General features: G+C 39.4%; 19 protein-coding genes and 2 pseudogenes. 14 read left to right on the forward strand and 7 right to left on the reverse strand.

All coding sequences use genetic code 11. From position 1 onward, the window contains the following. Nucleotides 1-5 precede the first annotated feature (5 nt). From HXT19_RS03215 to HXT19_RS03250, 8 genes and pseudogenes are all read left to right on the forward strand, one after another. Nucleotides 6-239: pseudogene (locus HXT19_RS03215) on the forward strand (hypothetical protein); the annotation flags it as partial. 91 nt (nucleotides 240-330) lie between these two features. Then, nucleotides 331-615: a hypothetical protein gene (locus tag HXT19_RS03220; RefSeq protein WP_004123534.1), complete on the forward strand. Its 285-nt coding sequence runs from the start codon at nucleotides 331-333 to the stop codon at nucleotides 613-615. Between the two features lie 333 nt (nucleotides 616-948). Then, on the forward strand, nucleotides 949-1,983 hold the full coding sequence (locus HXT19_RS03225; protein WP_004117905.1) for an alpha/beta fold hydrolase: 1,035 nt from the start codon (nucleotides 949-951) through the stop codon (nucleotides 1,981-1,983). Between the two features lie 708 nt (nucleotides 1,984-2,691). Then, nucleotides 2,692-2,901: pseudogene (locus tag HXT19_RS03230) on the forward strand (type I restriction endonuclease subunit R); the annotation flags it as partial. Between the two features lie 91 nt (nucleotides 2,902-2,992). After that, on the forward strand, nucleotides 2,993-3,814 hold the full coding sequence (locus tag HXT19_RS03235) for an SMODS domain-containing nucleotidyltransferase (RefSeq protein ID WP_004125829.1): 822 nt from the start codon (nucleotides 2,993-2,995) through the stop codon (nucleotides 3,812-3,814). Nucleotide 3,815: 1 nt separating this feature from the next. Continuing rightward, complete coding sequence (locus tag HXT19_RS03240) at nucleotides 3,816-4,370, forward strand: SLATT domain-containing protein (protein ID WP_004125833.1); 555 nt, start codon at nucleotides 3,816-3,818, stop codon at nucleotides 4,368-4,370. 22 nt (nucleotides 4,371-4,392) lie between these two features. Beyond that, nucleotides 4,393-5,844, forward strand: a complete 1,452-nt coding sequence (locus HXT19_RS03245) for an RNA-binding domain-containing protein (protein WP_064623384.1) — start codon at nucleotides 4,393-4,395, stop codon at nucleotides 5,842-5,844. Between the two features lie 629 nt (nucleotides 5,845-6,473). After that, nucleotides 6,474-7,076, forward strand: a complete 603-nt coding sequence (locus tag HXT19_RS03250) for a DUF4097 family beta strand repeat-containing protein (protein ID WP_101888003.1) — start codon at nucleotides 6,474-6,476, stop codon at nucleotides 7,074-7,076. Nucleotides 7,077-7,323: 247 nt separating this feature from the next. Here the strand turns inward: HXT19_RS03250 and HXT19_RS03255 are convergent, their stop codons facing one another. The 4 genes from HXT19_RS03255 to tkt form a co-directional block, all read right to left on the reverse strand. Then, nucleotides 7,324-7,725 (reverse strand): DUF2178 domain-containing protein, encoded by a 402-nt coding sequence (locus tag HXT19_RS03255; RefSeq protein WP_101888002.1) that lies wholly within the window; start codon nucleotides 7,723-7,725, stop codon nucleotides 7,324-7,326. Continuing rightward, nucleotides 7,722-7,925, reverse strand: a complete 204-nt coding sequence (locus HXT19_RS03260; protein WP_004113289.1) for a helix-turn-helix transcriptional regulator — start codon at nucleotides 7,923-7,925, stop codon at nucleotides 7,722-7,724. The genes HXT19_RS03255 and HXT19_RS03260 overlap by 4 nt, the downstream gene beginning before the upstream one ends. Nucleotides 7,926-8,304: 379 nt before the next feature. Beyond that, nucleotides 8,305-9,408, reverse strand: a complete 1,104-nt coding sequence (gene tal / locus HXT19_RS03265) for a transaldolase (protein ID WP_064623174.1) — start codon at nucleotides 9,406-9,408, stop codon at nucleotides 8,305-8,307. A gap of 212 nt (nucleotides 9,409-9,620) precedes the next feature. After that, complete coding sequence (gene tkt / locus HXT19_RS03270; RefSeq protein WP_180947165.1) at nucleotides 9,621-11,720, reverse strand: transketolase; 2,100 nt, start codon at nucleotides 11,718-11,720, stop codon at nucleotides 9,621-9,623. Between the two features lie 261 nt (nucleotides 11,721-11,981). Between tkt and hrcA the strand changes: the two genes are divergently transcribed. From hrcA to fmt, 3 genes are all read left to right on the forward strand, one after another. Further along, on the forward strand, nucleotides 11,982-12,998 hold the full coding sequence (gene hrcA, locus HXT19_RS03275) for a heat-inducible transcriptional repressor HrcA (protein WP_016810515.1): 1,017 nt from the start codon (nucleotides 11,982-11,984) through the stop codon (nucleotides 12,996-12,998). Between the two features lie 59 nt (nucleotides 12,999-13,057). Further along, nucleotides 13,058-14,215 (forward strand): DnaJ C-terminal domain-containing protein, encoded by a 1,158-nt coding sequence (locus tag HXT19_RS03280; RefSeq protein ID WP_101886456.1) that lies wholly within the window; start codon nucleotides 13,058-13,060, stop codon nucleotides 14,213-14,215. Between the two features lie 113 nt (nucleotides 14,216-14,328). After that, nucleotides 14,329-15,309, forward strand: a complete 981-nt coding sequence (gene fmt, locus HXT19_RS03285; protein ID WP_285067353.1) for a methionyl-tRNA formyltransferase — start codon at nucleotides 14,329-14,331, stop codon at nucleotides 15,307-15,309. A 62-nt stretch (nucleotides 15,310-15,371) separates the two neighbouring features. Here fmt and serB read toward each other — a convergent pair whose 3' ends face one another. Further along, nucleotides 15,372-16,055 (reverse strand): phosphoserine phosphatase SerB, encoded by a 684-nt coding sequence (gene serB / locus HXT19_RS03290; protein WP_004117887.1) that lies wholly within the window; start codon nucleotides 16,053-16,055, stop codon nucleotides 15,372-15,374. Nucleotides 16,056-16,322: 267 nt separating this feature from the next. On the opposite strand from serB, the gene HXT19_RS03295 reads away from it, so the two are divergent. The 3 genes from HXT19_RS03295 to HXT19_RS03305 all read left to right on the forward strand — a co-directional run bounded on the left by HXT19_RS03295 (nucleotide 16,323) and on the right by HXT19_RS03305 (nucleotide 19,442). Further along, a complete protein-coding gene (locus tag HXT19_RS03295) occupies nucleotides 16,323-17,165 on the forward strand; it encodes an inositol monophosphatase family protein (protein WP_004111680.1) in 843 nt (280 codons plus the stop codon). A gap of 180 nt (nucleotides 17,166-17,345) precedes the next feature. Next, complete coding sequence (gene ppgK / locus HXT19_RS03300; protein ID WP_004111678.1) at nucleotides 17,346-18,116, forward strand: polyphosphate--glucose phosphotransferase; 771 nt, start codon at nucleotides 17,346-17,348, stop codon at nucleotides 18,114-18,116. Nucleotides 18,117-18,227: 111 nt separating this feature from the next. Continuing rightward, nucleotides 18,228-19,442, forward strand: coding sequence for a pyridoxal phosphate-dependent aminotransferase (locus HXT19_RS03305; protein WP_101891978.1), 1,215 nt, complete (start codon nucleotides 18,228-18,230; stop codon nucleotides 19,440-19,442). Nucleotides 19,443-19,452: 10 nt separating this feature from the next. Here the strand turns inward: HXT19_RS03305 and HXT19_RS03310 are convergent, their stop codons facing one another. Together HXT19_RS03310 and HXT19_RS03315 are read right to left on the reverse strand one after the other, a co-directional pair. After that, nucleotides 19,453-21,672 (reverse strand): hypothetical protein, encoded by a 2,220-nt coding sequence (locus HXT19_RS03310; RefSeq protein WP_004117879.1) that lies wholly within the window; start codon nucleotides 21,670-21,672, stop codon nucleotides 19,453-19,455. A gap of 15 nt (nucleotides 21,673-21,687) precedes the next feature. Next, nucleotides 21,688-23,289, reverse strand: a complete 1,602-nt coding sequence (locus tag HXT19_RS03315) for an ABC-F family ATP-binding cassette domain-containing protein (protein ID WP_004111673.1) — start codon at nucleotides 23,287-23,289, stop codon at nucleotides 21,688-21,690. Nucleotides 23,290-23,346: the final 57 nt, after the last annotated feature.

Consider the following 23,346-nt stretch of genomic DNA (forward strand, 5'->3'; position numbering starts at 1 on the left):
TTGTGGCGAATAATGTTAAGGTTGTTGCTTCTTGCATGGTGGATACGTTAAATGGTACGAGTGTTTTAGAAGGAGAAATACCTAAGGATGCATGTCTTGAAGTAGTTTGTGAGAATGGTATTAGCGAGGTTTCTGATAAGAATAAGGTCAATCTTAGTTGTAATAATCTTGGGCGCAAAACAGACGGATGTGCTCACTACGTTGTGCATTGCTTAAATGGGAAAGCTATTGCGAAGTAGCAGACATATAGATCAAAAAAGAAGCAATAAAACTTGATATAAGTTGGAATTAGAGCGTATATAGACATACCAATAAAGGAGGAAGCCGTATATGCTCTATGTAAAATTTGATGATTTCGAAGATGTTAGTGTCATGGGAAATGAGAAAGACCGTGGCATGTTTATTCCAATTAAGGATGGAAATGTGTATGCTGAGTGCGAACGGTGCGGTGTAGTTGAAAGGATCACCTCACCATGCGAATTCATTGCTAGCACATTTAAGTCAAGAGTGAACTTTAATGAAGGTTATGAATTTTGCGAGAAGTGCTTGCAAGAGGTTGAGTTTGTTACTGTCGCTTTGAGAACTGGAAAATTGCCTAATCGAGAATTGAAATAACTGAAAAAGCAAAGCAGTGATAACCGTAGTAATACAGGAAAAACTAAAGGGTTAGACCAATTTCTGAAAATAGCCTAACAATCTCACGTTGAAGCTATAGCGTTGATACAAAAGATGTAAATTTAGAAATCCTGCATTTTAAGCAGTTTTATAAGCATTTTGTATTTGAAAAAGATGAAGAAGGATACGTCAAAACAGGCCGGCAATTCTATTGCGGTGGATGTTTTAATGTAGATTAGTGTAATGAATACTCTAAAGATTATATAATAACAACAAACAGATTTTTTTATATAGTATTAGACTCTGTATACTATTTTAAAGGAAACTAATAAAATGAAGAAAATGAAGAAAATATTTTTTGGAATCTTTTCAGTTATTATTATTTTAGTAGTTTTAGTTTTTAGTCTTAGGATATATAACGACCATAAGTATAAAGATATCAATGCTTTAAATTTTCCTGAATATTATAAGGATGTTACTAATATAAGTCTATACCCTACAGATATTAATGGAGTTGATGTAACTTATGTAGATGAGGGTAGAATGCAAGGATTTAGATTTGTACCTAAAGAAAAATCACATAAGGGTCTTGTAATTTGTTTTGGAGGTTCTGAAGGAAGTCCAAATTTTGAAAATGCTAAGATATTAGCAAAAGAAGGCTATGAAACCTTTGCTCTATTTATGTTTGGTATGAAAAATCAAGAATCGACTTTGACAAAAATTCCCTTAGAACAATTTGATGATGTTATCAATTATATAAATAAAAATATAAAAGACAATAAACCGATAAGTGTTTTGGGAGCGTCAAAAGGGGCAGAATATGCACTTAATTTGGCTTGCAAATATCCTGAAATAGATAATCTGATTTTAATATCGCCTTCGTCTTATAATTTTGCTGGTCTAGATTTTAAAGATTATGGTTCATCATGGACATATAAAGGAAAGCAACTTCCATATATAGATATAAAAAAATCATCATTTAACTCATTTCTAAAAAATATTATTGTTCCAACTATAATTAAAAGTCCTATTAGTTATAAAGAATCTTATAAAAGCGCAATAGAACAAGACTCCTCAAGCCAAGAAAAACTAATACCAGTCAAAAATGTTAAGGCAAATATATTAATGATGGCTGGCGAAGATGATTTGATGTGGGATAGCTTTGCCATGGCAAAAAAAATAAAAGAGCAAAACCCTAATGCAAAGATTTATTCTTATAAAGGAGCAGGACATATATTTGCAGGCAATGGTGTTTTAAATCTAGGAAGAATTAGAATTGCAACAGGTGGAACAATTGAAAGCAATGATAAAGCAAGAAGTGAATCAAGAAAAACTATTGATGCTTTCTTAAAAGAAAATCATAAATAGATAATTACTTGTGTGTTCAAAGTAAAGGTCAAGAGCTCTTATGGCAAGGATATTATAAACAAGGTCGGCAGGCAGGATTTAAGGACATGCAAACGAGTTAATTCTTTTTGAGACATAGATAATCTTTCCATCCTTGTATTTTAATCTAACTAACTAATTTGTTTCTAATCCTTCCCGGCAATTGTTTGTTACACGGGTGGGTGAAATTTTAATTGGTTAGTTACAGGGGTGAAATTATCATAGATTAATAGCATTACGGGCTGATTAGGTGGGTGCAAATTTGCCCTTGTGTAGCAGGGCTTAGCGAGGGATATCGTTAAAAGGTTTAATGTGTGGCGGATTTAAGCTGGGTTTTCGCGGTCTTTGAGAGTGATTTTGCTGTATAGGGGAAGATATCGACGCTCTGGGGTTGAGTGCACAGTATGTTAACGTACTTCGCTTGCGTTGAAAGCACGCTGTGCTTTCAACTTTGAGCAAGCTCAGCGAATCGAAGTGCATTCGCGAATTATATTTAATCGCTCATGCAAGTCGATTCGCCACTTTGCACCAAGGCTGTGAAGTGGGAAAATAAGGTTTAGGCTAATTATCGAAGTGGTTCAATTACGATAATTATGCAAAACTATATAGATCTGTTCTATCAGTCCACAGCTCACACTGAGTCATTACTGTTTGAACAGCATCTTCCATACCTTCAGGAGGATAGTGGTGCTCCTTAAGAAACATAAATACCCGCCGGAGGGCATGGATGACGCTGTTGCTACTGTAATGCTTCAGTGTGACCTCTGGGCGGACAACAATGATATGGAGCATCGGGTAGTTAACTATAGTGAGGTACTGAAAGAGAGTAATAATCAGGAATTGATTATGGTTGCCGAAGACAGAGGAGTTTATGATAATAATGAGTGCTGGTACAGCTGATATAACGAAAAGAAGATGTTGTGGTTTCTTGGCGGCTTTCGAATAGAGTTTCCTGATAATCAAAAGGCAAAAATGAAATGGAGAAATAATTATGAGTTCAAACGTAATAAGACATGATAACATTATCCCTTTAGTAACGCGTCAAAGCATAGCAAGCAGATATCATACGGTTACGAAAGCTATAAATCAAGAGTTTTGGAATTCAACGAGTGAAACTACACATAGTCTCTATGTTGGTTCTTATGGAAGAAACACAGCAATAAATACAAGCGACATAGATATACTTGTTGAAATTCCAGAAGATGAATATAATCGGTACTCATATTCTAAATGGAATGGGCAATCTAGACTTTTACAGGCTGTGAAGAATGCGATTGAAACTCACTATTCAAGAAGCGATATTAGGGCAGATGGTCAGGTTGTTAAAATTGCCTTTTCTGATGGGATGAAATTTGAAGTGTTACCAGCGTTTCCGCAGACAAGTTTGGGTGGTAGTGTTTCATACAAATATCCAGATACGAATATGGGAGGAAACTGGAGAACAACAGATCCTAAGTCTGAGCAAAAAGCAATGAAGGAAAAGAACAGCTCATCTAATGGGTTATTGTGTGCTACTTGTAAGCACATAAGAACGATCAGAGATGATTCTTATTCGAGCTATCATCTGTCAGGAATTTTAATTGATTCCTTTGTATATGTTGCGATGGAAGGATGGCATTTTACGGATGGAGATAGCAATTCCTCAAGCCAACCAAGATCGTATGAACAGGCATTACTTGATTATTATAATCATATTCCATGCAACGAAATACTTGCGCCAAGTCTATCTGCTCCCGGAAGTGGAATGTCGATTGATACTACAAAAGGATGGGATGTCCTCGGCAAGATCCTAAATAAAATGGTATCGGAGTAAAATGGAAAGTGATAAAAGCTATAGGGCACGATTAAAAAATCAAATAAAGGATGCTTGTGGAAAAGTTATATACACATATACTGCGCATCACAAATTAGCTGATCGACTTGAGAAAGAAAATAAGTATGTGAAGAATGCACAGATTATATTGACCGCACTTTCTTCTTGCGGATTTTTTTACAGCATTATAACAAACAAGGTCATATCGACATGGGTAGGTGGAATTGCTGCTGTATTGTCTTTGTGCCTAAATCTATATGCCAAGGAATATAAGATTCAAAATGAAGTAAGCCAGCATCGAAATGCAGCAAATGTGTTGTGGGGTATTCGAGAAGAGTATGTTTCCTTATTAGTTGATTTTGAAGTGCTTGACGATAGTGAGATACAAAAAAAGAGAGATGTTCTTTGTAATAAAGTTTCAGAAGTCAATAATAATTATCCTGCAACTGATGAGAGAAGCTACAGGGCTGCGCAGAAGGCTTTGCAAAAGGAAGAAGAACAGACTTTTAAGGAGAACGAGGTTGATTCCATTTTGCCTAATGGAATTGATAAGTGAATAATCGAAAGGGGTGAGTTATATGATACTCCCTGAAAATTTGATGAACTTGATTCATCAGGGCGAGGGGCTGACGGTCGAATTCAAAAAATCAACAACAGATATTACGAAGGATGTCTACGATACTGTTTGTTCTTTTTCTAATCGGGATGGCGGTCATATTTTCTTTGGTGTGAAGGATAACGGGACGATTCTCGGTGTTGATAAAGACTGCGTTGAGCAGATGAAGAAAAATTTTGTTACTACGATTAACAATGAGAGAAAAATGTATCCGCCACTCTATTTGACTACAGAGGAATATGAGATCGATGGGCGTATTGTTCTTTATGTCTATGTCCCGGTTGGAAAAACCGTTTACCGCAATGCGGGCAGAATATTTGATCGCAATAATGAGTCGGACATCGATATTACAGATAATGCGGACATGGTTTTCAACCTTTATGCCCGTAAGCAAAGCACCTATTTTGTGAATAAGGTCTACCCTGCCATCCCGGTTTCAAGCCTTCGTCATGATCTTATGGATCGAGCAAGGAGAATGACGAGAGTGAATACTGAGCACCATCCGTGGATTGACATGACGGATGAGGAGATGCTCAGAAGCTGCGGGCTTATACTTGAGGATCCGGAAACGAACAAAGAAGGTATAACACTTGCGGCAATCTTGCTCTTTGGTACGGATAACCGTATCATATCCGTGTTACCTCAGCATAAGACAGACGCTATTTTCAGAGTGTTCAATGTTGATCGTTATGATGACAGGGATGTGGTGATTACAAACCTGATTGAAAGTTATGATCGTCTGATGGAATTTGGAAAGAAGCATCTGAATGATGTTTTTACATTGGATGGTGTCCAGCGGATAAGCGCCAGAGATAAAATCCTGCGTGAGATTATTTCCAACCTGCTCATGCACCGTGATTTTTCCAGTGGATATGTACCGAAGCTTGTCATTGAACGGGATAAGATTACAACAGAGAATGCGAACCTTGCGCATGGGCACGGCAACCTGAATCTGAAAACATTCAAGCCATTTGCAAAGAATCCGCCGATAGCAAAAGTGTTCCGTGAGATCGGACTTGCTGATGAGCTTGGAAGCGGTATGCGCAACAGCTATAAATACACGAAGATGTATTCTGGTGGAGAGCCTGTCTTTACAGAGGCAGATGTTTTTACGACAGTGATTCCTCTTTCTGAGGCGGCAACTGCCACGGTCGGGCCGACCGAAGAACTTGATCCAAGGGAGCAAGTTAGGGAGCAAGTTAGGGAGCAAGTTACGATACAAGCTCTCCTTCAATTTTGTATCGTTCCTCGTAGTCGGAAAGAAATGCAAGAATTTATGGGTCTGACCGGTAGAAGAAACTTTTCTGAAAAATATATCAAGCCTTTGCTTAGTGCAGGAAAAATAGAAATGACGATACCAGATAAGCCAAACAGCAGGAACCAGAAATATAAAAAAGTGAACATTGAAGATTAAAAAGCGACCATTGGAGACAGAAACCATATATCGAATAGAGGAAAACGGACATTCAATGTATAGTTTTGGTTTCACAAATAGGTATGTCGAGACGATGGGATTTCGGACTTATTTCCTCAGAGCGAAGTCTTGAAACGAACGTCAAATCTACGGATTTGCATATCATAGGTAGTAACATGGTCCTTTGAACTTTTCCGAGAACGTATAAGGGCAAAAATCGGTGTATTTCCGAGCAAAAACATGCTTTGACCAATTCCAGCGAACGAGCACGAATCTGGCTACACACTCGACATTAAGATGAAGCAGTCGAGCCATACAGAAAATCAGTGGCGCTCCTTTACAAATCGCGCTGAATTGGAATAGCGTTTTTTCTGATACCTACTATGCGTGCATTCTAGTTGTTGCGTTTTCGTTCTGACATTTGTTTGTGTTCATAAAGGTGAGTGTAAGACTAAATAATCTTGTTAGAAAGAAAAAAATTTGTGCTAGTTTGAAAGATTTAATAAAATACTCTCATTGGTGTAGCATACGTAAATAACAGTACCCGACGCGCCTATTAACAATGCGGACCAAGTCGGGTCTTTTGATTTTTGGTCTATAACCCGATATTTAACAAGGGAGTTGTTCAAGTGGTGAATAGTAGGAAGTTTGTAGCAAAAACGAAAGATGTTAGCTTAACGGTGAGAAGGGCTGATTCTTTTAGCATTAGTTATGTTAATTGTGAAAAAGATATATTTCATATTGAAGAAAATCAAGACGGTATAAAACTTGTTCAAACAGAAAAAGTATCGGCTTTTTACTGGCTGCATTGGCTTGCTAAAGGCAGTCCTGCTGTCATTGTTTCATTGCCGGAGAGTATTGATTTTTGTGAAATTGAAGCTGAGTCGAATCAAGTATTAGTAGCAGATATTAAAGCTGACAAGATTTATGCGGAAGTTCATAACGGCAGGGTGGAAGCAAGGAATGTTCAGGCGAATGATGTTTTTCTAAAGTGCCTTAATGGTTCTGCTGTGGCGAATAATGTTAAGGTTGTTGCTTCTTGCATGGTGGATACTTTAAATGGTACGAGTGTTTTAGAAGGAGAAATACCTAAGGATGCATGTCTTGAAGTAGTTTGTGAGAATGGCGTGGCTGAAGTTTGTGATAAGCATAAAGCAAATCTCGTGCGCAACCCAGATGGATGTGCTCACTACGTTGTGCATTGTTTGAATGGAAAAGCTGTAGTGAAGTAATACTGTTGTGGTGTTTTATGTCCGCTACTTTGACCAATCGCACGAAATAGAGTTTGGCATATTCTAAAAATGCTTCGGAATGTTGGAGTATTAGGCTTTGTGGTTTTTAATCCAAGTGTAAAGGTCATTTTCATTTGCCTCGCCTGATGCAACTTTGAGAATAAAAAAGTTCCGTATTGTAGATAAAGAATTTATGAAAGTTGGTCAGCTTCGTAATAATTAGTAAATGAGCGGGTTAGGTCTGATTTTAATATTTTTTCTCATAATATTTGTTGATAAAAAACATGATTAATGGAGAGAAGGCGACTGAAATAGCTAAAAGAGTAGCTGGTAAATATGCTTTTGTGATAAATGCAATTATGGCAATTATTCCCATTAGGTGCATTAGTATGAATGCTATTGTTGCATTTACTTTATCTTTGATTTTCTCGTTTCTTTCATCGTTCATATTTATTTTGTAGTTGTGGTCTTTTTCCATCATCTTATAGTGCATGATTTTTACGTGTGAAAGTGAGATAATTGCAACAAAAACAACTGACAGTGCAATTTCTACGGATTCGTTCAGTTTAAGAGTGAGTGCAAGAATTAGTCCGCAAATTCCTATTACATATCCTATGTACCAAAAATTCTGTGTTTTTTGTTTTTTCATTTTTTATCCTCCTCGTAGATAAATATTTCTTCGATTGTTAAATTAAAGTACTTAGCAATTTTGTATGCCAATATGATTGACGGGTTGTATCTTCCATTTTCCAAAGAACCGACTGTTTGTCTTGATACTTCGAGTGCGTCTGCAAGTTCTTCTTGTGTTATGCCTTTTTCTTTTCTAATTTGTTCAAGTCTATTTTTCACATTACATTCTCCTTCCTAATGGAAAGCTAGCTTTACATATAAGATAATTGTTTCGAGAGTAAATGTCAAGTTTGCTTTCCATTGGATTTAATATTGTATTTAATAAAGATGTGGCGAATTATGAGCCGTTTTGCAGAGATATTTATTCCAGGTTCTCAGATTAACGCCAGTGGAGATCTTTTAGATTGTGCTTTCTAAAATAAGATCATAGATGAACAATTGAATCAATTTTTTTAGATACAAGTATATCCAAGATATACATACTCCTAATGCAGCAAATGCACATGGTAATATTTCTTTATGTAAACAAAAACCGCACATGTGTGAACTAATCCACTTGCATGTGCGGTTTATGTTTAGCTATTACTGATTAATCAAATCAGGCGTTTACGCGATCGATGCCAGACTGTACGTCTGCAATCACGGAATCCCAAGACTTGATGAAGGCGGCAACACCGTCGGCCTCAAGCTTGTCGGTAACGTCCTTAATGTTAATTCCAAGCTCAGCAAGCTTGTTCATAATAGCGTGGCTTTCTTCGTAAGTGCCCTTAATGGAAGCAGCACCGTTGCCGTGATCAGCAAGAGCGTTCAAAGTCTTCTCTGGCATGGTGTTAACAACATGCTCAGCAACCAACTCATCAACGTACTTGCAATCGGAGTAAGCCGCATTCTTGGTACCGGTAGAAGCCCAAAGTGGACGCTGCTTCTTAGCACCCTTGGCCTCAAGTTCAGCCCAACGTGGGTCGGCAGCGAACTTCTTCTCGAAGAGTTCGTAAGCCAAGCGAGCGTTAGCAACAGCAGCCTTGCCTTCAAGAGCCTTAGCTTCTTCGGAGCCGTTAGCTTCGAGGAGCTTATCAACAGCGGTATCAACGCGGGAAACGAAGAAGGAAGCTACGGAACCAATGTGCTTCAAGTCGTGGCCGTTAGCAGCTGCCTGAGCGATACCTTCGATGAAGGCGTCGATGACCTGCTCGTAGCGCTCGAGGGAGAAGATCAAGGTCACGTTCACGGAGATACCCTTAGCAAGGGTAGCGGTGATAGCTGGAAGACCTTCCAAAGTTGCAGGAATCTTGATCATAACGTTTGGACGATCAACCTTTGCCCAAAGCTCTTCAGCCTGCTTTTCAGTGTTGGCAGTATCGTGAGCCAAACGTGGGTCAACTTCGATGGAGACGCGGCCGTCAACGAAGTCGGTCTTTTCAGCGATCTCGCGGAAGATATCAGTTGCGTTACGAACATCGGTGGTGGTCAACTCGCGGATAGCGGTCTCAACGTCAACCTTGCCGAGTTCCTTAAGCTGTGCGTCGTATGGACCAACCTGGCTCAAAGCCTTCTGGAAGATAGATGGGTTGGTAGTAACACCAACAACATTCTTGTTAGCGATCAAATCCTGCAAAGAACCAGACTCAATGCGGGTACGGGACAAATCGTCCAACCAAATAGAAACGCCGGAATCGCTAGTGCGCTGCGTTGCTTCAGTCATGTTATCTCCTTAACACTGTGTTCCACCAGTTGGAACACGTTGGTAGTGTTGGCGTTTTACAGGAAACAGCGGTTGATGCTAAACCAACTGTAGCTTAACATCAACACGCCTTTGCTGTTTCCAGTGAAGTTGCTAAATTAGCACTTCGAGTTTTGTGATGAATCAATTTTATTTTGACACATCAAGTTTTTTTATTTTGCTTAATTTCTATCTTAAGCGCGTGCTTCTTCGATAGAAGCCTTAGCGGCTTCTACTACGTGCTCAGCAGTAATGCCCAAATCGATCATGTTCTGACCGCCGTCACCCTGCAAGCCGTACTGTTCGATAGAAACAGCCTTGCCGCAATCGCCAAGATACTTGTACCAAGGCAATGCCAAGCCAGCTTCGATGGAAACGCGAGCCTTGACGGACTTTGGAAGGATTGCTTCCTTGTACTCTTCGTCTTGCTCTTCGAACCACTCGAGAGATGGCATAGAAAGAACGCGAGCCTTAATGCCTTCAGCTGCCAAAGTCTTGGCGCCAGCAACAGCCCACTGAACTTCAGAGCCAGTAGCCATGATGATTACGTCTGGAGTGCCTTCGCAGTCAACCAACACATAACCGCCGTGCTTTACGCCTTCGCGAGCCTTCTCAGCAGTTTCTGCAAGAGTTGGAACGCCCTGACGGGTCAAAATCATAGCGGTTGGGTAGTTGTTCTTCTTCTCGAAGAAGTAGCGGTAAGCTTCAGCAGTCTCATACTCATCTGCAGGGCGTACAACCTCAAGCTGAGGAATAGCGCGGAAAGCAGCCAAGTGCTCGATTGGCTGGTGAGTTGGACCATCTTCGCCCAAAGCTACGGAGTCGTGAGTCCAAACGTAAAGGTTTGGAATCTCCATCAAAGCAGCCAAGCGAACTGCTGGGCGCTCGTAGTCAGAGAACTGGAAGAATGTGCCGTTGAATGGGCGAGTGTCAGAACCAAGCAAAATGCCGTTGGTAATAGCACCCATTGCGAACTCGCGCACACCAAAGTGAAGCTGGCGACCGTATTCGGAAACGTTTGGCCAAGTGCGGGTTGCGTCTTCGGATGGACCGAAGGAGTCAGCGCCCTTAATGTTGGTGTTATTGGAGCCGCCCAAATCAGCGGAGCCGCCCCAAAGTTCTGGCATAACAGCAGCAATTGCGTTAAGAACTGCGCCAGAAGCCTTACGGGTAGCCACCTTGGAACCGACTTCGAAACCAGCAACCAAGTCGTCGATAGTCTTGTCGAAGCCTTCAGGAAGCTTGCCAGCCTTAAGGCGCTCGTATAGAGCAGCCTTATCTGGGTTTTGAGCAGCCCACTTTGCAAGAGCTTCATCCCAAGCCTTGTGAGCAGCCAAACCGCGTTCAGCAACCTTACGAGCATGAGCCAAAGCTTCTTCGTCGATTGGGAACGAAACTTCTGGGTCGAAACCGCAAAGTTCCTTCAAACCCTTAACAGCTTCTTCACCAAGCTTAGAGCCGTGAGAAGCTTCATTGTTGGTCTTGCCTGGGGTTGGCCAAGCAATCAAAGTATTAACCTTAATGAAGTGAGGCTTATCGGTAACTTCCTGAGCCTTTTCAATAGCTGCAGCCAAAGCCTGAACGTCTTCCTTGTAGGAGCCGTCTGGCTGAATGAAGCTAACTTCGTCGGTGTACCAACCGTATGCACGGTAACGAGCAAGAATATCCTCGGAGAAGGTGAGCTTAGTGTCGCCTTCGATCTGAATGTGGTTTGCATCGAAGATTACAGTCAAATTACCAAGCTTTTGGTTTCCAGCCAAGGAAGCAGCCTCGGAAGAAACACCTTCCTCAACGTCGCCTTCGCCGCAGATAACCCAAACCTTGTGATCGAATGGGGAAGTGCCAGCTGGAGCTTCTGGATCAAGAAGACCACGCTCAAAACGCTGACCATAAGCGAAACCAACAGCAGAAGCAAGACCCTGTCCAAGAGGACCAGTGGTCATTTCAATGCCTGGAGTTAAGCCATATTCTGGGTGACCTGGAGTACGCGTGTCTGCGCCGCCACGGAAATACTTGAGATCATCAAGAGTCAAGCCGTATCCAGAGAAGAACAGCTGCACATATTGCGTAAGCGAAGCGTGGCCGCCAGAAAGAATAAAACGATCGCGACCGGCCCACTTTGGGTCAGCTGGATCGTGCTTAATGAAGTGCTGGTACAAGGTGTACGCAATCGGTGCCAATGAAACAGGGGAGCCAGGATGTCCGTGTCCTGCTCGCTCAACAGCATCAGCCGAGAGAACCTTCGCCATCTTTACGGCGCGCTCGTCTAATGCAGACCAGTTGAATTCGGTCATGTGATCTACTTTCCTTCCAATAATTCGGGTTTTTTGCGCACAGCTTACGCTGGCCATCACCCTCACATTGCCATTTAATCCTATCTTTTATATCAGACGAATTTCTAACAAAGTGTGTCAAAACTTAACAAAAGTTTATATTTATAGTTAGTTGTTAAGATAACAAAAAATAGTTAATCACATATTATTCTGGAATATATAATAGTTGACAGTAAAAGTTACATTACCTAAATAAAAGGAGGATCAATGCAGTCACGTCGCATGATGATACTCCGTGCGGTTGTTGAAGATTATATTCGTTCACACGAGCCAGTTGGGTCAGCGTCTTTGGCTAAAAATCATAAATTAGGTGTTAGCTCTGCAACAATTCGCAACGATATGTCAATACTAGAAGAAGAAGGTTATTTAATTCAGCCACATACATCTGCTGGTCGAATTCCTACGGAAAAAGGATACAGATATTTCGTTGATGGAATGGCAGCGCTAATACCACTTTCTAATGCACAAAGAAGAGGAATACGCAGTTTCTTAAGTGGATCTGTAAGTTTGCAAGACACACTTCAACGTTCAGCTCGTCTTCTTGCAAGTATCACTGGGCAGGTTGCTCTTGTTGCGTCACCTGCATTATCTAGATCAAAAGTAAAAAGAATTGAGATTGTTCAAGTATCGTCATCAACTCTTCTTGTTGTAGTAATTACAGACGCTGGAGGAGTAGCGCAACATATGATTCAGGCTTCCAATGTGGATTCAGATGATTTGTTGCATTTAACAAATATGATTAATGAAGATTGCATTGGATTGTCGCTTTTGAATGCATCTAAAAAAGTGTGTGCATTGTCGGAACGTAAAGATTTAGTTTCCTCGTTACAAATAATTAAACAATTGTCTAATGCTATTGAAGATATGTACGATGGCGATCGAGCACACGAATTATACATGGCTGGAACCTCCCAGCTTGCGCATAGACAGAATATTGGTGATTTTGCTGCTCTTTTTGATGCTTTAGAAGAGCAAGCTGTTATTATGCGTTTGATGACTTCGCTAAGTGAGGAGGCAAGTGATTGTGCAAGTGGAGTCAGTGTTGCAATAGGTTCAGAAACTCACACGCCTGGTCTTTTGAACGCTTCTGTTGTGACGAGTGCTTACGGATATAATTCCGATCCTGATTCCGCATTCATTGGTTCAATCGGACCTACTCATATGGATTATGCTGCAACAATGACTGCGGTTAAAGCAGTGGCTAAGTATCTTAATGCGTTTATATCCGAAAATTCATAAAAATATAACTGGCTGTGCCTTATGCAAGAATTATTTTATTAAGGTAAAAGGGGAGTTAAGTGACTGACTACTACAAAATTTTAGGTGTTGATTCTAACGCTAGCGATGATGAGATTCGTAAAGCATATAGAAAATTAAGTCGAAAGTACCATCCAGATATCGCAGGTCCTGAGTTTGAAGACAAATTCAAGGAAGTTAATGCTGCATACGACGTTTTGTCTAATCCAGAAAAACGCAAAATGGTAGATATGGGTGTTGACCCAAACAATCTATCGGCATCGGGTGCTGGTGCTGGCGCTGGCGGATATGCCAATATGAATATGGATATGGGAGATATTTTAAATCAATTCTTCTCTGGATCATTTGGAACAAGTACGGGTTCTCCTATTCCGCGCGTGAATCGTGGTGAAGATTCACTCACAGAAGTTAAAGTTGATCTTAAAACAGTAGTATTTGGTGGAAATGCTAAGGTTCATGTAGTGACTTTTGGCTTGTGTCAAGATTGTGCTGGAAAAGGCTCTGCAGATAAATCAGACCCTATAACTTGCCCGCAATGCAAGGGCGCTGGTTTTGTACAAAGGGTTACTCGAACAATGTTTGGTCAAATGATGTCATCTGAGCCATGTAGAGAATGCGAAGGTCACGGAACAATCATTAAGAATGTTTGTCCAAATTGTCATGGACATGGTCGAATTCGTACATCAAGAGAAATTGGGATTACTATTCCTGCTGGTATAAAAGACAATTCTCGATTGCGACTTGCTTCGCAAGGAGCAGTAGGAGAATGTGGTGGTCCTGCTGGTGACTTGTATGTTGATGTACATATTCGAGAAGATAAACAGTTTACTAGGAATCTAAACGATTTACATTGTTGGATTGACGTTCCAATGACTTGGGCTGTTTTGGGACATAAAGTTGATATAGATACTTTTGACGGCAAAAAGAGCGTGGAAATCCCTTCTGGTTCTCAAAGTGAAAATACTATTTCTGTACCTAATTTAGGTGTAACGGTTCTAGGCTCTAAAGAACGCGGAAATCTTGTTGTTCATATTCTTGTTAATATTCCAACAAAGCTGAGCGATGAAGAGCGTAAACTTATTGAAGAGTTTGAAAAATTGCATGATGGAAAAGATAGTGTTATTGTTCAACGTGCTATCCCAGATTCAACTACAAATCACAAAGGATTCTTTAGCAAGTTAAAGGATGCTTTCTGCTAATTCGCTAATTCTTAGTATTTTCATGACTATTCTCGTTACTGTTCGATTGTTGAGAGTATATGATTTTTGAAGATGCTAGGAATAATGAAGATATTTTTTAAGGGGGTTTACGTATGGTGCTACCTATTTTATTTGCTGGAACACCAGAGGTTTCTGTTGCGCCATTGCGTGCTTTAGCTCAAGATAAAGAGCATTTTGATGTTCGTGCTGTTCTTACGAGACCTGATGCTCCGACAGGCAGAGGTAGGAAAATTGTTCCTAGCGCTGTTAAAAAAGCTGCGATTGAACTTGGAATTCCTGTTTTAGAGGTTAATCCTAGTGATGAACAGGAGTGCATAAGAGCTTTAAAGGCAACTGGCGCTAAACTTGCTGCCGTGGTTGCTTATGGAAAGATTCTTAGACAATCTGTTTTGGACGCTCTTCCTCTAGGATGGTACAACTTGCATTTCTCGCTTCTTCCACAGTGGCGAGGGGCAGCTCCTGTTCAGCGTGCAATTTGGGCTGGAGATGATATTACCGGTGCCACTGTTTTTAAGATTACGCGTGGAATGGATGAAGGACCTATTCTTGCACAAATGACTACCGAGATTGGTGCTCATGAAACAGCTGGCGACTTGCTTATGAGACTAAGCAATGATGGTGCAGATCTTCTTTGCTCTGCTCTTGTTGGGATGGAATCTGGTCAAATTATTCCTGTTGAGCAAGATTCTACACCTTGCCAAATCGCGCAAAAAATCACTGTTGAGGATGCTCATATTCGTTTTGATATTCCAGCATTTGCAATCGATAGGCAGATTCGTGCTTGCACGCCAAATCCTGGAGCTTGGTGTAATCTTCACGCTTATTGCGAAGATTCACAAATCATTAGTTTGCATGTTCTTTCTTGTGCATTGGCAAAAGATGAGGATATTTCAATACATAATCTAAGCGAACTTAAGCCTGGGCAGATTTTTGCAGGTAAGCGAAATGTCTGGGTTGGTTCTTCAAGTGGTGTTCTTGAGCTTTTAGAAGTTAAAGCGCAAGGTAAAAAGGCTATGAAGGCTGCAGATTGGGCAAGAGGAGCGCATTTAAGTCAAGAGTCCTATTTGGATTGAAGCGATAAGTGTAATCTTGAAAAACGCAAAGTAAAATTTGTATAAATTCTAGTTAGTTAAGTTTAGTTTAGTAAATCTAAAACTAGGCTTAGGTCACGCGTATCTATGCTTGCTTTAGCTTGACTTTTTAATAACTGCTTTGCGCAAAATGCGACGCCTAATCCTGCTGTTTTAATCATATCGATATCGTTAGCACCGTCTCCAATAGCAACGCTTTGAGCAATATCAATATTGTTCTTGCGCACCCAATTAATCAATGCTTTTGCTTTATATTGGCGATTTACTATAGGCTCAATAACTTTCCCACTTAGCTTAGAATCTACTACTTCTAGATTGTTTGCTACCCAAAAATCTATGTTTAGATTTGGCAGAAAATCATCTAAAACATTATTGAATCCTCCAGAAACTGCTCCTATTTTCCATCCAAAGGAATGTAATGTGTCTATAAGTTTTTTGGCTCCACTGGTTACGTGGATACTTTCAATAGCTTTTTTAAAACAAGTGCATTCGAGTCCTTTTAACATTGAAACCCTTAGCTTTAAAGATGTGTCAAAGTCAATTTCTCCTTTCATTGCTTTAGAAGTTATATATGCTAAATTTGACCCGACCCCAGCAATATCTCCTAGTAAGTCAATCACTTCTTCTTCAATAAGAGTGGCGTCAACATCTAAAACAAGAAGTCCTGGTTTTTTCAATGAAGGAACATTAATTAATTTTTGGTTTTTTAACTCTAGTATTTTAGTCATGTTATAATCTTTTGAAAGAGATGTTAGGTTATGAATTAATTTTAAGGCTGGTTTAAGAAATTTAAGGATTTGTTTTTCTATGCGTTTTGCATTGTAAAACTTTTCTATAAAACTTATATCAAATGTGAAAGTTTATTGATTTTATTGGAATATTGCGTGTGGAAGTTTGGTTTAATTTAATTAGTTGAGTAGAATAGTTGCAGATTTTATGAGAACAAGATTAAAGAATTTGAAAACAATTGTATTAGACAGAGGGGTGAGAAGAATATGGCAGGTATGAATTTAAGGGATGTAGCTCTTGAAGTTGCTAGAATATTAGAAGATGTTGGTAAACATGCATATCAGGATCAGCTTAATCCTAGAGATATGGCAAGTATGATGGTTCTAGGTGATCCTAATCAATCCGATTCAGCTTTTGGAGATAAGCTAGTACGTTTTATTGAAAATCGTCTTACTTATATAAATACTTTCCAAGGATTCTGGAGAAATAGACCAGATGATTGCAAAACAGGTGATCGTTTTTGGTGTGTAGGCAATATTGACGGTGCTATTAACTTTAACCGCGATATGGCTGAATGGACTTTAACTGTTTCGCTTTTCGAGTTTAATGATCAAGGCTCTGCTAGACCTGTTCTTGGTGTTGTTCATGCCCCAGCTTTAGGGCTTACATATTTGGCTGCTAAGGGTCAGGGTGCTATTCGTATTCGTAAAACTCCTAATGGGGAGAAGCGAGAGAAAATCACGCCTTCTACAACATCAACATTGCATGGCTCTGTTGTTTGCTATGGAATGTCTTATATTCCAGGTGAATCTAAAAGAGCTTTAGACGTTGTTTCTTCGCTTGAGGAAGAATGCCCAGCAGATATTAAGCGTATTGGTCCTGCTTCGCTTGACTTGTGCAAAGTAGCAGATGGTACTTACGACGCATATTTTGAGCCACATCTTCATAGGTGGGATATTCCAGGTGTTTCAGCTGGCGCCGTTGTTGTTAAAGAAGCACAGGGGCATGTTCGACAATGGAATGGTGACTCAATTCATTGGAGACGTGAAAATGACGTTATTGCTTCAAATGGTTTAATAAACAAAGAGCTTCAAAACTATTTGCGATAAATTAGAGTTAAAATCTTAGCAATTGTTTGCATGATTTTTAATATTAAAGCTTTAATTTTGAGAAAAACATTTATGCAATCGTTATCATTAAATAGACAATTATATAAGCGTGTCGCTTTAGCAATATTGTAGAATGAACATGATATCCCATTGTCCGACATTCAGAGGGGAGTGTTAACGATGATTGACACTGCACAAGCATTTGGCGTAGATATTGGTGGCTCTGGTATTAAGGCTGCACCAGTTAATTTGGAAAAAGGCGAGTTTGCAGAACCGCGATATAAGATTCTCACTCCAGCGGTTTCCACACCTCAAGCTGTTGCAGATATTGTTCGTCAGCAACTTGAGCATTTTGATGTTCCTGCAGATGTTCCTGTTGGAATCGCTTTTCCAGCTCCTATTAAGCCTGGAAAGAAGCTTGAGTTTATGGCGAATCTCGATCAATCTTGGATTGGTGTGGATGTTACAGAAGTGTTCAGCGAAGCTTGCGGTCGTCCTGTTACTGTAGTGAATGATGCTGATGCTGCTGGTCTTGCTGAGCAACACTTTGGTGCTGCAAAAGATAAAGATGGCTTGGTTATTGCTACTACGCTAGGCACTGGAATTGGCACAGCATTGATTTATAACGGTACTCTTATTCCTAATACAGAGCTCGGTCATATTCAGCTTGAAAAGGGTAAGGGAGATGCGGAAAAGTATGCTGCTTCTTCTGTTCGCGAAAAGTTAGACATGGGTTATAAAAAGTGGGCTAAGCGTCTTACTAAGTATTATGGTTTGATGGAAAAGTACTTTAACCCAGACCTGTTTGTTGTTGGCGGCGGTGTTAGCCGTGTTAGCGAGAAGTTCTTGCCTCATATCGACATTAAGACACCTATTGTAGTTGCGTCTTTGCATAATGAAGCTGGCATTATCGGTGCGGCATATTATGCAATGCAGCAAAGAAACAATTAAGGATTTTTGATATTTTATTTGCGCTGGATGCTTTTGCGTTCAGCGCATTTTTGTATTGCATATTTTTGTATTTTTATATATTTGGTTTATACAATGCGCTAGTGTAGTCGAGTGCGATTTTCTTCTAGAGTTGATGTGAGTGAGCCAAATCCAATTATTCTGGCTCAACGTGTTGCTATATCTAAAGGTATTAAACTTACAAAACTTAACGATTCAAACCCAACGGCACATGGTCTTTCTCCAGAGTGCTTAAATGCAAAATATACTGCGGATCCTAGAGGTCCTGTCGAAGTTAGGCGCATTCTTGCTAACTTTATAAATCATAGAGATAATCGCGTAGATCAAAATATTGTAAATAAGAAGGGTAGTTCAGCTAAGGTTCTTAATCCAGATAATCTATACGTATTATCATCAACTTCTCAAGCATACGCATGGTTAATGATGCTAATGTGTGATTGCGGTGATTCTGTTTTAGCTCCGACTCCTGGATATCCTCTTATAGAATCGATTGCAAGGCTACAAGGCGTAAAATCTATACCTTATCCGCTTGTTTATGATGGCTCTTGGACTATTGATATTCCTAGGGTTAAAGAACTTTTAGAGAATACGGATAATCGTATTCGTGCACTTGTTTTAATAAATCCAAATAATCCAACAGGATCTTATATAAAACCTCAAGAAAGAAACGCATTATTGCAACTATGCAATAAAAATAATGTGGCAATTATAGCTGATGAAGTTTTTTATGATTATTGTCTAGAACCTTTTGATGGAAACTGTAGGTTAGCAGGTGAAGAATCTACGCTAGTTTTTGCTTTAGATGGATTCTCAAAGATGCTTGCAGCTCCGCATGCAAAAGTTGGATGGATTGAGGTTTCGGGACCTAGTCAAGACGTGCAGGATGCTATGAAACGCCTTGATGTTATTGCTGATGATTTTCTTCCAATTGGTGTAACTGTATCAGAAAGAATTCCGGAATTATTGCAATGTGCTAAAGAACAAACCGATCTTGTTCAAAACAGAGTTAGGTCTAATCTTAAAACACTTAGAAAAATGCTTGCAAACTACCCAAATTGTTGCGTTAGTGCATTGCGTGCTGAAGGCGGATGGAATATTCTTATCCGTGTTCCATCGTGTTTAGATGATGATGATTTAGCTCTAAGACTTATGCAAGATTATCATCTTGTATCTCAGCCTGGCTATTACTTCGATATGCCAAATAATGGATATTTGGCATTATCTTTGTTGCCAGAAGAAAAACAATTTGTGTATGGTGTTAAAGCGTTGCTAGATACTGTTCATACAATGCTGGAAGAATTAAATTAATGAAAACAAATTAGATTAATGTGAACCAGCATCTCACAGTATGCCACATTTGAGGATTAAAACGTAGTATTGAGTCTTCTCTGCCTGGTACGAACCAGCTTAGAAAAGCTATTGCTATGGAGAAAAATAGAAGACCAAAAATAACGAATCGCAGTAAATAGCATAATGTTTTAGTTTTCCAAGTGTCACATACTGTAATATCAGCATATTTTTGTAGCAAAGAATTAATACCTATTATTGCGCTTAAAGCGAAAAGCCATGCAAAATCCGCAATATATCGCCATCCTATCCCAGCTTTTAAGCTGTCAAAAACAATAACGATTATGCCAGAAATTACAGATATTATAGCTAATCTTGTAGCGATTTTACTCATGTTTCTAGTCATTGTGAAAACGCATATAATTCCTAGTAATGCGAGTGGAGATAATGTAAACATTCCACCAATCATTGGCTCTGCATATTGCCATTTTTCAAAAGCAATAGGTTGAATTGCTATCCAAGGGAAAGTTGATATAAAACGTATTGGCAAAGCTATATAACTTAAAATGGATGGAATGATGTTCTGCGAAGGGAGACGCATTGTAGTCATATCTGTAATCGTAATCTGATATTCATTGCCAAAATTAAAAGGGGACCCAAATCTTAAAGCATTATATAATCCGATTGGTATTGCAACTATTATAAATGGAATAATTATGCAAAGAATTAGCTTTAATAAGTTTTTAAGATTTTCTATAGATTTTTTGTCACTGATAATAATATTTTTAATATATGAGTAAAAATGAGTATAAAATAGCGGAATTGCGAATAGAAAAGCGATTATAAAAGTTGGTCTACAACCAAGATTAAAAGCAATAAACAACGATCCTGCTGCAATATGCTTAAACGATATTATTGATGATGGTTTTAATTGTTCCACTATTTTGTGTGATTTTATAGTTTCCTCATCTTTAATAGATCCGAGATAAAACCATAATCCTAGTGAAGTGAAGAATAATGATGCAGCCATTGGAACTGAATAAAAGGATGTTCTAAACCACAAGTAAACGGTGTTTGAAGTAATAAAGAATAAGGTTAAACAAATTGATACACAAGCAAGAGTTGCCTGATGATTAACACGTTTAATTAGACGAATAACCAATAGTGAGCCAAAAATTAAAAATCCAATTAAGCATATGAAAGTGGCTATTGTTGTAGGGAGCATGGCTCCACCAGGAATCCACAAATTGGATATAATCTTATACGGGATAAAGAATAAAACAACTGGTATTACACCAAAATACGAATACCAATGACCCTTATAATACGCATGATCCCAATAAATATTGTGTACACAATCAGAAAGAAGATTATTTCTTGCAATTGGGTCATACGGATTAGATAATTTTTGCATTTGCGGCGGAACAGGTAAATCAAGATGAGTCTTACCTTTAAGTAGAGCGTCTGCTGTACGTGCGTATTGATCAAAATCGTAAGTGTAGTTTCCAGCAACATCAAAATGCATTGGAATACCGTTAAAAACATTCCAAAATATTGCAAAAATAGCAATCAAAAGGAAAGGTGTCCAAAATAAAGTAAGTAAAAGTCTTTGATTAATACTCTTTGTATTAAGTCTGATTTTCCAAAGCTTAGACCACGGATTCCATAATGCAATAAAAATTGAAATTATTATAAGAAGAAAAACGCGACCCCAATTCCAGCTAAAAGGTGCTCTAACATTTGCTTTAGCATCCTCAACGTCTACAACATCTCCTTTAGGATGTTGTATCCATAATCTAAGAGTGCTTTTAACTCCAATTGCTTGATCTGGAACTGGAAGCATAGCAAAACTAATGGCTCTAGGGTTGGTACTTAAAGGCTTTCCAGCGATTTTATTAACATCAATTCGTACATGCACATCCGTTTTAACAGGGCTTTTGCCAATTTTTTTCGGCGTAATTAGTGAAGGCTTAAGCTGAATATATGGTGAAGATCCGTCGGAATTAACTTCTAAATAAGATTCCGAAGGATCGGTAATTAAAAGTCCTCCAGAAGAAAGTCTTTCAATACCTGGACCAGTTGCATTGTGTGCGAACATGCTATCTGTGCTGCCAGTAACACTATTCCAAAATGGAATATTTCCAACAGTGCATTCAAACAATGCTATTAACAGCAAGATTGCTAAAGGCGCGCGAAGAACATGGAAAATGTGTTGTAGCGTAAAATTAGCAAATCTAGCTGTTGTTTTCATAGCAATCCTAAAATCCTATTCTTCCGCAACCAAATCAAGATAGTCATCACTCCACAAATCTTCGTCACCGTCTGGCATAAGAAGAACTCGTTCAGGGTTTAACGCAAGAACTGCTCCTTCATCGTGAGTAACCAATACAATAGCGCCTTCGTATTTTGCAATGGCTTTAAGAATTTCATCTCTAGAAGCTGGATCTAAATTGTTAGTAGGCTCATCGAGCAAAAGCACGTTTGCTTTTGAAGTTACAAGAGTTGCCAAGGCTAGACGAGTTTTTTCGCCTCCCGAAAGCACTTTAGCTGGCTTCATTGCGTCATCTCCAGAAAATAGGAAGCTTCCTAGCATAGATCTTGCTTGAGTGTCATTTAAATCTGGAGCAACATGCTGAAGATTTTCTAATACTGTCGCATCTAAATCCAAAGTGTCGTGTTCCTGAGCAAAATAGCCAATCTTGCAGCCATGCCCATAGTTTACGCTGCCAGTATCTGCACTTTCTTCTCCAGCTAGAATACGTAAAGTGGTTGTTTTACCAGCACCATTATATCCAAGAATAACAACTCTTGAACCTTTATCTATAGCCAAATTTATGCCAGCAAATACAATATTGGATCCATAAGCTTTTGAAATATCTTCAGCCATAATAGGTGTTCGTCCGCAAGGAGCAGGTTCTGGAAAACGAATATCTGCTACTTTCTCGCGACTTTGTGCTTCGCTTGTTTCACTTAACAGACGTTCAGCCCTACGCATCATGTTTTGAGCTGCTACTGCTTTTGTTGCTTTTGCATGTAAACGAATACCTTGTTTCATAAGGCGTTCAGCTTTTTTTTCAGCCACTTCTCGTTCTCTGCGCCTGCGTTCTTCGTCTACAACGCGTTGATGTAAGTATGCTTTCCAACCCATTGAATACATGTCTATTTGAGCCAATTGTGCATCTAAATGCCAGACTTTATTTACAACCTCATCTAGCAATTCTGTTGAATGGGATATTACTAAGAATCCACCAGAGAATTTTTTCAAATAGTTTCTCAGCCAAATTATAGAATCTGCATCTAAATGGTTGGTAGGCTCATCTAAGATCAGCGTGTCTGCATCGGAGAAAAGTATTCGTGCAAGTTCAATTCGTCTACGTTGACCGCCAGATAGAGTTCCAAGAGCTTGCTTCATAATTTCTTGTGGAAGCCCAAGGCTGTTTGCCATCGATATTGCTTCCGATTGAACAGCGTATCCACCAGCTTTTTCAAAGTCTTCAATGGCCTTATCGTAGCGATTCATGGCTTTCGTCATAATATCTGGATCTGGATTCGTCATCTCTTTTTCTGCTTTTCGTATACGAGATACGATTGATGAAATGTCGCGAGCGCTCATAATCCTATCTAACGCGCTTTGTTCTGGGTCTGCTGCATGAGTATCTTGTGGTAGATACCCCAATCCACCGCTTACTCGTACAGTTCCGCCAGCTGGGAGCATTTCTCCTGTTATTACTCGTGTAAGAGTTGTTTTTCCAGCTCCATTCCTTCCAACTAAGCCGATTTTGTCGCCTTTTGTTACATGAAAGTCGGTAGGGTTTAATAGCGTACGCGCACCAATTTGTATAGTTAATCCTTGTGCGTCAATAGCCATTTGCACCCACTCCTTAAAATAATGCTTTAATCTGAATATCTTCAAAATGTGTTAGCC

Source organism: Gardnerella sp. DNF00038, from assembly GCF_049262855.1.
GTDB classification, from domain to species: domain Bacteria; phylum Actinomycetota; class Actinomycetes; order Actinomycetales; family Bifidobacteriaceae; genus Bifidobacterium; species Bifidobacterium vaginale.

Excerpts from the sequence above, each read along its gene's own strand:
- HXT19_RS03220 (WP_004123534.1), top strand. The coding sequence starts at position 331 with ATGCTCTATGTAAAATTTGATGATTTCGAAGATGTTAGTGTCATGGGA.
- HXT19_RS03225 (WP_004117905.1), top strand. The coding sequence starts at position 949 with ATGAAGAAAATGAAGAAAATATTTTTTGGAATCTTTTCAGTTATTATT.
- HXT19_RS03235 (WP_004125829.1), top strand. The coding sequence starts at position 2,993 with ATGAGTTCAAACGTAATAAGACATGATAACATTATCCCTTTAGTAACG.
- HXT19_RS03240 (WP_004125833.1), top strand. The coding sequence starts at position 3,816 with ATGGAAAGTGATAAAAGCTATAGGGCACGATTAAAAAATCAAATAAAG.
- HXT19_RS03245 (WP_064623384.1), top strand. The coding sequence starts at position 4,393 with ATGATACTCCCTGAAAATTTGATGAACTTGATTCATCAGGGCGAGGGG.
- HXT19_RS03255 (WP_101888002.1), bottom strand. The coding sequence starts at position 7,725 with ATGAAAAAACAAAAAACACAGAATTTTTGGTACATAGGATATGTAATA.
- tal (WP_064623174.1), bottom strand. The coding sequence starts at position 9,408 with ATGACTGAAGCAACGCAGCGCACTAGCGATTCCGGCGTTTCTATTTGG.
- tkt (WP_180947165.1), bottom strand. The coding sequence starts at position 11,720 with ATGACCGAATTCAACTGGTCTGCATTAGACGAGCGCGCCGTAAAGATG.
- hrcA (WP_016810515.1), top strand. The coding sequence starts at position 11,982 with ATGATGATACTCCGTGCGGTTGTTGAAGATTATATTCGTTCACACGAG.
- fmt (WP_285067353.1), top strand. The coding sequence starts at position 14,329 with ATGGTGCTACCTATTTTATTTGCTGGAACACCAGAGGTTTCTGTTGCG.
- serB (WP_004117887.1), bottom strand. The coding sequence starts at position 16,055 with ATGACTAAAATACTAGAGTTAAAAAACCAAAAATTAATTAATGTTCCT.
- HXT19_RS03295 (WP_004111680.1), top strand. The coding sequence starts at position 16,323 with ATGGCAGGTATGAATTTAAGGGATGTAGCTCTTGAAGTTGCTAGAATA.
- ppgK (WP_004111678.1), top strand. The coding sequence starts at position 17,346 with ATGATTGACACTGCACAAGCATTTGGCGTAGATATTGGTGGCTCTGGT.
- HXT19_RS03310 (WP_004117879.1), bottom strand. The coding sequence starts at position 21,672 with ATGAAAACAACAGCTAGATTTGCTAATTTTACGCTACAACACATTTTC.
- HXT19_RS03315 (WP_004111673.1), bottom strand. The coding sequence starts at position 23,289 with ATGGCTATTGACGCACAAGGATTAACTATACAAATTGGTGCGCGTACG.